Here is an 8,198-nt window from a genome sequence, read left to right as displayed (position 1 = left end):
ACCAAAAGAATTAGAAGAAGAAATAACCATAAAAAAGGCAATTGAAAAATTAGATATCATGTCACTGAATAAAGAAGAAAGAGAAATATATGAAAATGATTTAAAAAGACTTAGAATATATAGCGCAGATATAAAGACAGCGGAGAAAAAAGGTATAGAAAAAGGTATAGAAAAAGGTATAAAACAAGGTATAGAGAAAGGAATAGAAAAAGGTAAAATAGAAATTATTAAAAATATGTTGCAAATAGGAATGGAAATAGAAAAAATTAAGATTTTAACAGGAGTATCAGAAGAAAAAATATTTAAAATCATGAATAAATAAAGCACTGAGTATAGCAAAGGCTTCCTATTCATCCTATAAGAAAACATAGGACAACAGGAAGCCTAAATACCGTTATATGAAAGCATTTGACGTAAAATCAAATAATTTTATCATAGAGTATGATAGTTCAGCATTACATTTTGATCATTCAGATGGAAATAGGCCATTTATATATGATTTTTATTGCATTTCATAATATTGGATTTTGACTATATACAATGAGATAAACTTCATCAAAAGTTTAACTTATGGGAAGATGAAGAAAAAGACTATATGATAACTGATTTAGTTGAGATTCATTTCATAGAAGTACCTAAATTTACCGACTTAAAGGAAAAGAACTTAAAAGAAGAGTAATTATTAAATATTTTTAATATGAGGTGTAAAGATGAGAAAATTATTATTGATTATTATTCTGCTATTATTATCAGGTTGTAATAATTTAACTGAGAAGGAATTACCTTTAGATGAAGCAGAGATTATAAATTTAATGAATGAAAAAATGGATATAAAAGATATCCAAGATTGGGACATGGAAAAAAATGGTGAGATCTTCACATTTTCTTACATTCCCAAAGATACTTCAGTTGAAGGCACATCATATAGTGTCAATTCAAAAACTGGAACTGTTTACGAGTATATCTCAGGTGCTCCCCAAACTAATCTAGTAGTGAAGGGTTCTTTGAACTTTACAAATATCACCAATGGCGATGTTTATTATTCGGAAATATATAAACTTGCAAATCCATTTATACAGAGTAAGAATTTTATTCCAATTCCATCAAAAGATAATTGGATAGAAGGTGGCTATGGTGATGGTTATTTGTATGGTAAAGTTAAGAATGGTGATAGACAATTCTTTATTAAATTTGATGTTTTTACAAAAGAATGGGAAGAAATTGAAAATCCATTTTGATTAAGCTAGTGACTTTAAAATAATAAGACATGTTTTAATAGAGTTTGATGTTAATCCTTATTTACCAATAGATGAGGACTATTGCAAGAAAAGAAAAGGCTTGCCAGTTTCTGATATAAACTGGTTTTAAATGACTTGAGCCCTATGACGTGAAAGTGTCACGTAGGGTTCTTAGTGGAGAAAGAGGGGGCAACCCTTCTGACTTACCCGACTAACAATGCTAGTTTATTAGAAGGGGCAATATGAATTGGAAATTAATAGAGTATGAAAATGGAAACCTGGTAAGATTTTATAGGGGATGGCAAAATATCTATAATAGATATTGTAAAATAGTAAAAGACTACGAATTTATAGGGAGTGATATATATTGAGTGAAAAAAGACCTTGGATAGTAACTTTTATTGGGGATATGAACATGTTATTTGCTTTAGTGTCAATAGCATCATTATTTCCTGGTTTTCTAGAAGGTTTTGGCTTTTATACTATACAATCATATGTTTTATCAAATACCGTTATTAAGCTATTATTGTCTATAACTCTCCTAATAGCATCTTATGGATTTTTGAAGCTTAAAAAATGGGGTTATTGGCTAATGGTAAATTACAATATATTTTTCTTAATAGTATATATTTGCTGTTTACGAAACAAACAACCATACCTTTCCACAAATATTATGACTACAGTTATAGAATTAATATTTGTTTTACCAACAAAAAAATACTTTTATGAAGAGAGGTTTCCTACATAATATTCTTATATTATGTAATATTGGAGGAGCGAGTATATAGAAGAAAAATTCATATAATTTGGCAAACTATAAGAATGGAAAAATGTCTATATTAGACATAAAAGCAGTGGATGAAAAAGTTGATGGCATAAAAAAGGTAGGGTGGGTAAAGTTTGGAGGAATATTCGGTCCTGATTGGAGAATGTAGCTTCCATATATAATTTAGCCAAATTAAAAATTATTAATTAATATAACTTTACATTTTTAAATTAATTCATAATATTATGAAGGGATACACGAAGGAAATGGGAGTATACAAGTAATTAGTAGAGCATTAGGCAATAGTATATTTCCTTTTAGAATTTTAATAAACCAGAGGTTAGTACTATTATAATTGAATAAAAATACAACATACTCTATTGACAACAATAATTTCACGTGCTAAAATTAGTTCATACTCGAACAAATAGGAGGTGGGATAATGAGCGTTGATTGTAAATTAGTTGATTATGATTGTATCGCATTAAAGCTTAGAGATGTTATTTCATTGACAGATAAGTTTTACTCAAGAAAAATTAAGGAGCTTGGTTTACCAATTTTGATGAATCATATTCCCCTTTTCTACATCTTGTCTGATTCTGAACAACCCCTAGCATTTACAGATATATATAACACATGGGAAATATCAAAGTCATCTTTATCAGAGGTGATAAATAAGTATCACAATATGGGCTTTGTTGAGAAAATATTATCTACAGAAGATAAAAGGTCTTTCACTGTTGTTCTTACAGAAGAGGGGCAAAAGATACGTGAAGAGCTTGACCGTATATCAGAACAACTGCTAACTAAGTTCTACTCAAATTTTGATAATACCACTCGTGATAAATTTGAAAAAAACGTAGACCATATTATTTCAAATTTAAGAGATATATAAATACTCGAAAGAGTATTTTTATTCAAATACATAGTTCGTACATGAACTAACAATGATCTTGAAAAGAATTACTACTAAATCCCATCGTAGGAATGTATGAGGAAAATAAGAGTGGAGGTGACAATAAAAAACATAAAAAGAATTATAAGCTTCTTAATCATTTTATCAGGTATTGGATAATCCTGTTACCCTACTGATGTATTTTTTAGGCTTAAACTGGCCTATTGTATTATTATCAGCACTATATTTTTTAAGCATTAAATTCGTACGCGAACAAACATGATGGAAAGGAGAATGAAAAAATGAACGAAGTAATTAAAACAATCAAAAAAAGAAGAATGACTGGAAAGTTTAAGAACTCACAGCTAACAGATGAACAAATCATAGAAATTATTAATGCGGGGCAACATGCACCATCTGTTCAGAAACAGCAAGCATGGAACTTTACAGTTATTCAAGATAGAGAATTACTTAATGAATTAAGTAAAGAATCTAAATTAATTGGACAGAAATCAGATGCTGAAGTGATACGAAAACTAAACAGCAAAGAAGACTATCATGTATTTTATAATGCACCAACAGTAATTATAGTTTCAGCGGATAAAGAAGCCATGATGCCAGAAGCTGAGTGTATAGCAGCAACACAGAATATGCTTCTTGCAGCTGAGTCTATGAATATTGGCGCATGCTGGATATCAGCATTAGAAGGACTTTTTAATAGCCACAAGGGTGATGAATATAGAAAAAAATTAAATTTAGGGGACAACCAAATTCCCCAATTAGCTATCTCATTAGGTCATATAGAATCAAGGCCAGAAAAGGCATATCCACGTAGAAATGGTAAATATAAGTTTATTAGATAAGTGAGGTGAAATGAATGAAAGGTATTATTTATTACTACTCAAGCACAGGAAATACAAAGTTAGCAGTTAATTATTTAAAGAATCACATTCACAATGCAGAAATTGTGCTTTGTGATATAGCCAATGACAACATTATTGAATGTGATAGTTATGATTTTGTGGGATTTGCTTCATTTGCTGAATATCTTGGACCACCAACTCTTATGAAGAGATTCATTGAAACCCTTAGCCTTCAGAATGGAAAACCGGCATTTGTGCTAAATACTTACGGCCGATTTACAGGTCCTACTCAAATAGAATTCGCAAAGCAAGTAGATGCTCGTGGTTTTAAAGTCGTTGCAGGACACTCTCTGATCATGCCTATGAATTATCCACCAATGAAGAGAAAGGGAAAACACTCCACTAGTGAGCCATCGCCAAAAGAAATGTCCAATTATGATAGATTTATAGCTCAAATTGAAAGAAGTATTACTCAGATAGAGGAGGGTGAAGATCTCAAACCTTTACTAAGGACTTTTAGCTTAAAGAAATTGGTTCCAAGCATGGCAAGAGACAAGGTGAAAAAGGATTTTGGAATTCAGCAAATCGATCAGGAGAAGTGTGTCAACTGTGGTAATTGCGCTAGAGTCTGTGGATATAATGCAATAGAAATGAACCCAAATCCTGTTGTTAATCACCAGAAGTGTAACGGATGCTGGGCATGCTACAACACTTGTCCAAAGAAAGCAATTAATGCAAAGAGTTTTAAGGGTGAATACCAGTATAAAGGTCCATCAAAAGAACTTGTTGATAGAATGAGTAAATAAGGTCTCATATTGAAATCGGAATAGAAATGGAAAATAACATCCCATAGTACAGCAATTTCTCACACGTCCCTGATTATCCAAAATGGGGCGTGTTTTCTTACTTTTGGAATGTTAAAATATACAAGAGTATAGAATAAGTAGAGCTGAGTCGGGAATTGTGGGAATATTAGGCATTATTCAGAAATAAAATTAAATTATCCTAATACTTATATAGTGATTATAGATACTTTGAAAAAGCTAAATAATGAAGAAAGTTTTATAGATGTTTTTTCAAATACAGATACTAACTTGATAGATGTAATGTTAAATATAATATTGAAAGAACAATATAAAATAAATGATGAAGTATATAAAAGGGTATATGAAGAATGCCAGATATGGATTTAGGGGTTGAACCTAGTTTTAGAATATACACTTTAACATCAAGAAATCTATAGGGCTATATATAGTTCTAATGTTGGAGCTCACCAAACATAGTATTATATACCGTAATGTGAGTATTAAATTTAATTTTATATAAATATATTCTTGTAATCTCTTATCTTGCATAGATTAAAGTGGGAGGAGATTAGATGATTATTTATAAAAAGGATATTATTCGAGTATTGACATTTATAATTGCTACTATAGTTTTATCATTGACTTTATTTAAAATCATAAAGAACAACTCACAACCCTATGTATTAGGTGGATATATACATGAATTTGAAAAACAGAAGAATGAAACAGGGTTATCAAGGCCTGTTATTAACACAAATGAGAATGATTTTGATGGGGAGAGATTTCAAAGACCATCTAAAGAACCAGCATTGAAATTAAAATATGAATATAAAGGTTATGAGGGTTTATATAAAGATTTATTACCTCCGTATATTCCTATAGAATATCCACAAAAGTATAATAAACCTACAGATGTAATTAATGCCTATTATTCCATATTAAAGGATGCATCTAATACGATAGGTTACAATGGTGGATGCGGTACTGTAGGGCGTAGCAGAACTCCTTATCCCTTTGCTTATGAGCTATTAAGTAGTGAAACTAAAGAAGAAATATCATTAAATAAATTCATAGATTCTTTTTCAGGTATAGGACATACTACTTTATTAAAATTATATTCAGCATTTCAACCTCCATATACTCCTGAAAATACAAAATATTATATGGTAGAAATTGAAATAATAACTGGACCACCTTATTCAAAAGAGGAAGAATATAAACCTACCTATTTTGCTTATTACTATGGAATTCTTACAACGATTTATGATGAAGAAGAAGGATGGAAAATAAAATCTGTAGATTATATACCAGAAGATTTCCTTTGTGCTCCGTGGCATGGCTGGGATTGGGATAGTAAGGCTCTTGTCCAGATTGTTTATGGTAACTGGTATAAACTTATTGATAAAATTGATGAAGTAGAAAAAAAGGATTCATATATATCAATGTATGCAAAAGGAAAAGACAATGAATACAGATTTGATTTTATAAGAATTACAAATGGTGAAGATATATTAATACATGAATATATTAAGGTAAATGATAAATGGAAAGAAGTAAATCTTTTAAAACCAGGTCATCAACATTATAAATTATCTATTTTGAGTTTTAACAAATAATACATATAAGTTGTAAATTATTATTTTAATATATATTATTTATTGGTATATTTTCAAAGTAAAATAGAAAGGAAAGTATAGTAACCCTATTGTAAAATGAAAAAACATTTTTATTTTACAATAGGGTATTTTGTTGTAAAATTTTAGAAGAGGGTAAAAATGTAAAGGTTCTTTAGAGCTACGACAGATAAGATAGGGTTTTTTTTATCCTATGAAAAAGATGTAGGACAATGTAAAGTTAGACAGCATTCTAATTATTAAATGAGAAGGTATTATGATGATTCAAATCAAAACTACAGATGATAGATATGCCATAGTAGCAAAGTATTTTATGTGAAGATTACTCTATATTTAGTATAAAGGGGAAGCATAGATGAGAATAAGGAAATCTTATGTTATAGTATTAATATTTGTATTGATATAGGACCACATAGATTCTAGGGATGTTATTGGTACATCTAAAGAACGTTTTTCACCTGATAAGGAAAGGTAAATGTTGTGAAAATAACTCTAACAATACCTAGAGTAATAAGAGAAGGAGATAAATATGTCAAAGAAAAGGAAGAAAGGGATAGTTTAGATGAAGATTTATTCTTAGAGGATGATTGGGAAGGAAATCCGTTTTAAATTGAGAATAAATAAGAAGAACTAGTGGAGCAGATCATTATGAGAATAGTACATATTGAAACACAAGTAGGCAATTTGCAGGGAAGAGATGCTATCTATCTAGATAGTGTTGACTACCAGCCTGTTGATAAAGTTTTAAAATTGATAGGAGAAATCAATTTAAATCTTTCAAGTGAAGGTAATAGTGACGACTTTGCTCCTTATGTATTGGAGTTCAGAGGCATTCATTCATATAGTCAGGTTCATTTAGATGTATGGATAAGAAATAACGAGGACTGTTTTATGGGATCAAGTTTTTATGAAGTTTTGGATGATGAAGAAGCTGCTAAGGCATCAATAATTAAAGGTGAGCCATTTAAGAAATTTATTGTACAGACGTATGACCATGTATTTGAAATAATCAGCATCAATTTTCAAATGTCTATGGAAATGAATATATTTTCCTGAAGTAGACACATATAAAGCTGATTTATAAATACGAAATCTATAGTCATTATCACAGTATGTGTAATGAGATTTAAGAAAATTCTATAATGTGTACTAATGTTTAAAGGGTGAAAGAGTATGGGCATTTAGAAAGGAGGAGTTACAATGGCGTTATTTCCGTATTTTGCATTAATAAATGTTGTTCTTTTAATTATATCTATTGGATTTACTATATATGGATTTATACTATTTGTCAAAGTTACTAAGAGGGGAATAAAAGCACTTGATATTTATATAGAAAAAAATAGTGAAGATAAGATTGGATAATATATTAGATTTGTACAGTGGTTAAACATGAAATTAAGATTAGAGCGGTAATAAGATAAAGACAAGAGTTGTTTGTGTATTCTATGAAAGTAGGTGAATTCATAATGAGAAAAAAGATGAAGAAAAGAGTTTTCAAGGATGGGATTTTTCCTATTTAGACAATAGGTGGAAAGAGGAGAAATTACCTTGGGACTACAAAGCATTATTAAAAAAGTATTTAAAGTCTCACTATCAGTTACTTGATGTGGGGACAGGTGGTGGAGAATTTTTATTGTCATTAAATCATCCTTATGAAAAAACCGCTGTTACAGAGGCTTGGGAACCAAATGTTAAACTGTGTAAGGAAAAATTATTACCATTAGGTATATGTGTCCGTCAAGCACATGAAGATAATGAATTACCATTTGAAGATAATTCCTTTGATATGATTATTAATAGACATTCAGTTGAATTAATTTAGGAGGTAGTATGAAACAACATAAAAATTTAAAACTTATACTCTAAATGATTAAATTTAATTACAATTTTTTACAGTTGGTGATTACACTAATCCTTAAGCAGCTTTTAACGCTTTCAAAACCTCATCTAAAGGAATATTACTTTTAGCGCATTGATAAATCCAAGAGATACTATT

General features: G+C 29.8%; 14 protein-coding genes. All 14 read left to right on the top strand.

All coding sequences use genetic code 11. From position 1 onward, the window contains the following. A partial coding sequence (locus N4A57_RS12090) for a hypothetical protein (protein ID WP_330671512.1) occupies window positions 1-322 on the top strand: 322 nt, incomplete at its 5' end. A gap of 388 nt (window positions 323-710) precedes the next feature. Further along, a complete protein-coding gene (locus N4A57_RS12085; RefSeq protein ID WP_293658251.1) occupies window positions 711-1,238 on the top strand; it encodes a hypothetical protein in 528 nt (175 codons plus the stop codon). Window positions 1,239-1,480: 242 nt separating this feature from the next. Then, entirely contained in the window at window positions 1,481-1,609 is a 129-nt protein-coding gene (locus N4A57_RS12080; RefSeq protein WP_293658250.1) for a hypothetical protein, read from the top strand. Next, window positions 1,606-1,986 carry a hypothetical protein gene (locus N4A57_RS12075; RefSeq protein ID WP_293658249.1) on the top strand — a complete coding sequence of 127 codons (381 nt, stop codon included), beginning with the start codon at window positions 1,606-1,608 and terminating at the stop codon, window positions 1,984-1,986. Before N4A57_RS12080 ends, N4A57_RS12075 begins: the two co-directional genes overlap by 4 nt. A 58-nt stretch (window positions 1,987-2,044) precedes the next feature. Further along, window positions 2,045-2,173 carry a hypothetical protein gene (locus N4A57_RS12070; protein WP_293658248.1) on the top strand — a complete coding sequence of 43 codons (129 nt, stop codon included), beginning with the start codon at window positions 2,045-2,047 and terminating at the stop codon, window positions 2,171-2,173. A gap of 273 nt (window positions 2,174-2,446) precedes the next feature. After that, complete coding sequence (locus N4A57_RS12065) at window positions 2,447-2,899, top strand: MarR family winged helix-turn-helix transcriptional regulator (RefSeq protein WP_293658247.1); 453 nt, start codon at window positions 2,447-2,449, stop codon at window positions 2,897-2,899. Between the two features lie 302 nt (window positions 2,900-3,201). Continuing rightward, the gene (locus tag N4A57_RS12060; RefSeq protein WP_293658246.1) at window positions 3,202-3,762 is read left to right on the top strand and encodes a nitroreductase family protein; all 561 of its coding nucleotides are present in this window, start codon (window positions 3,202-3,204) and stop codon (window positions 3,760-3,762) included. Window positions 3,763-3,776: 14 nt separating this feature from the next. Further along, window positions 3,777-4,568, top strand: coding sequence for an EFR1 family ferrodoxin (locus tag N4A57_RS12055; RefSeq protein WP_293658245.1), 792 nt, complete (start codon window positions 3,777-3,779; stop codon window positions 4,566-4,568). Window positions 4,569-4,781: 213 nt separating this feature from the next. Continuing rightward, window positions 4,782-4,955 (top strand): hypothetical protein, encoded by a 174-nt coding sequence (locus tag N4A57_RS12050; RefSeq protein WP_293658244.1) that lies wholly within the window; start codon window positions 4,782-4,784, stop codon window positions 4,953-4,955. Between the two features lie 185 nt (window positions 4,956-5,140). Next, entirely contained in the window at window positions 5,141-6,184 is a 1,044-nt protein-coding gene (locus N4A57_RS12045) for a hypothetical protein (RefSeq protein ID WP_293658243.1), read from the top strand. Between the two features lie 498 nt (window positions 6,185-6,682). Next, window positions 6,683-6,811, top strand: coding sequence for a hypothetical protein (locus N4A57_RS12040; RefSeq protein WP_293658242.1), 129 nt, complete (start codon window positions 6,683-6,685; stop codon window positions 6,809-6,811). A gap of 39 nt (window positions 6,812-6,850) precedes the next feature. Continuing rightward, the gene (locus N4A57_RS12035; protein WP_293658241.1) at window positions 6,851-7,258 is read left to right on the top strand and encodes a hypothetical protein; all 408 of its coding nucleotides are present in this window, start codon (window positions 6,851-6,853) and stop codon (window positions 7,256-7,258) included. 144 nt (window positions 7,259-7,402) lie between these two features. Further along, entirely contained in the window at window positions 7,403-7,564 is a 162-nt protein-coding gene (locus N4A57_RS12030) for a hypothetical protein (RefSeq protein WP_293658240.1), read from the top strand. Window positions 7,565-7,808: 244 nt separating this feature from the next. After that, window positions 7,809-8,024, top strand: coding sequence for a methyltransferase domain-containing protein (locus tag N4A57_RS18660; protein WP_442863859.1), 216 nt, complete (start codon window positions 7,809-7,811; stop codon window positions 8,022-8,024). The last annotated feature ends 174 nt before the right edge of the window (window positions 8,025-8,198 follow it).

This window comes from Anaeromicrobium sp. (assembly GCF_025210435.1).
In the GTDB taxonomy this organism is placed as follows: domain Bacteria; phylum Bacillota; class Clostridia; order Peptostreptococcales; family Thermotaleaceae; genus Anaeromicrobium.
This window is presented reverse-complemented; position numbering and strand designations above follow the sequence as displayed.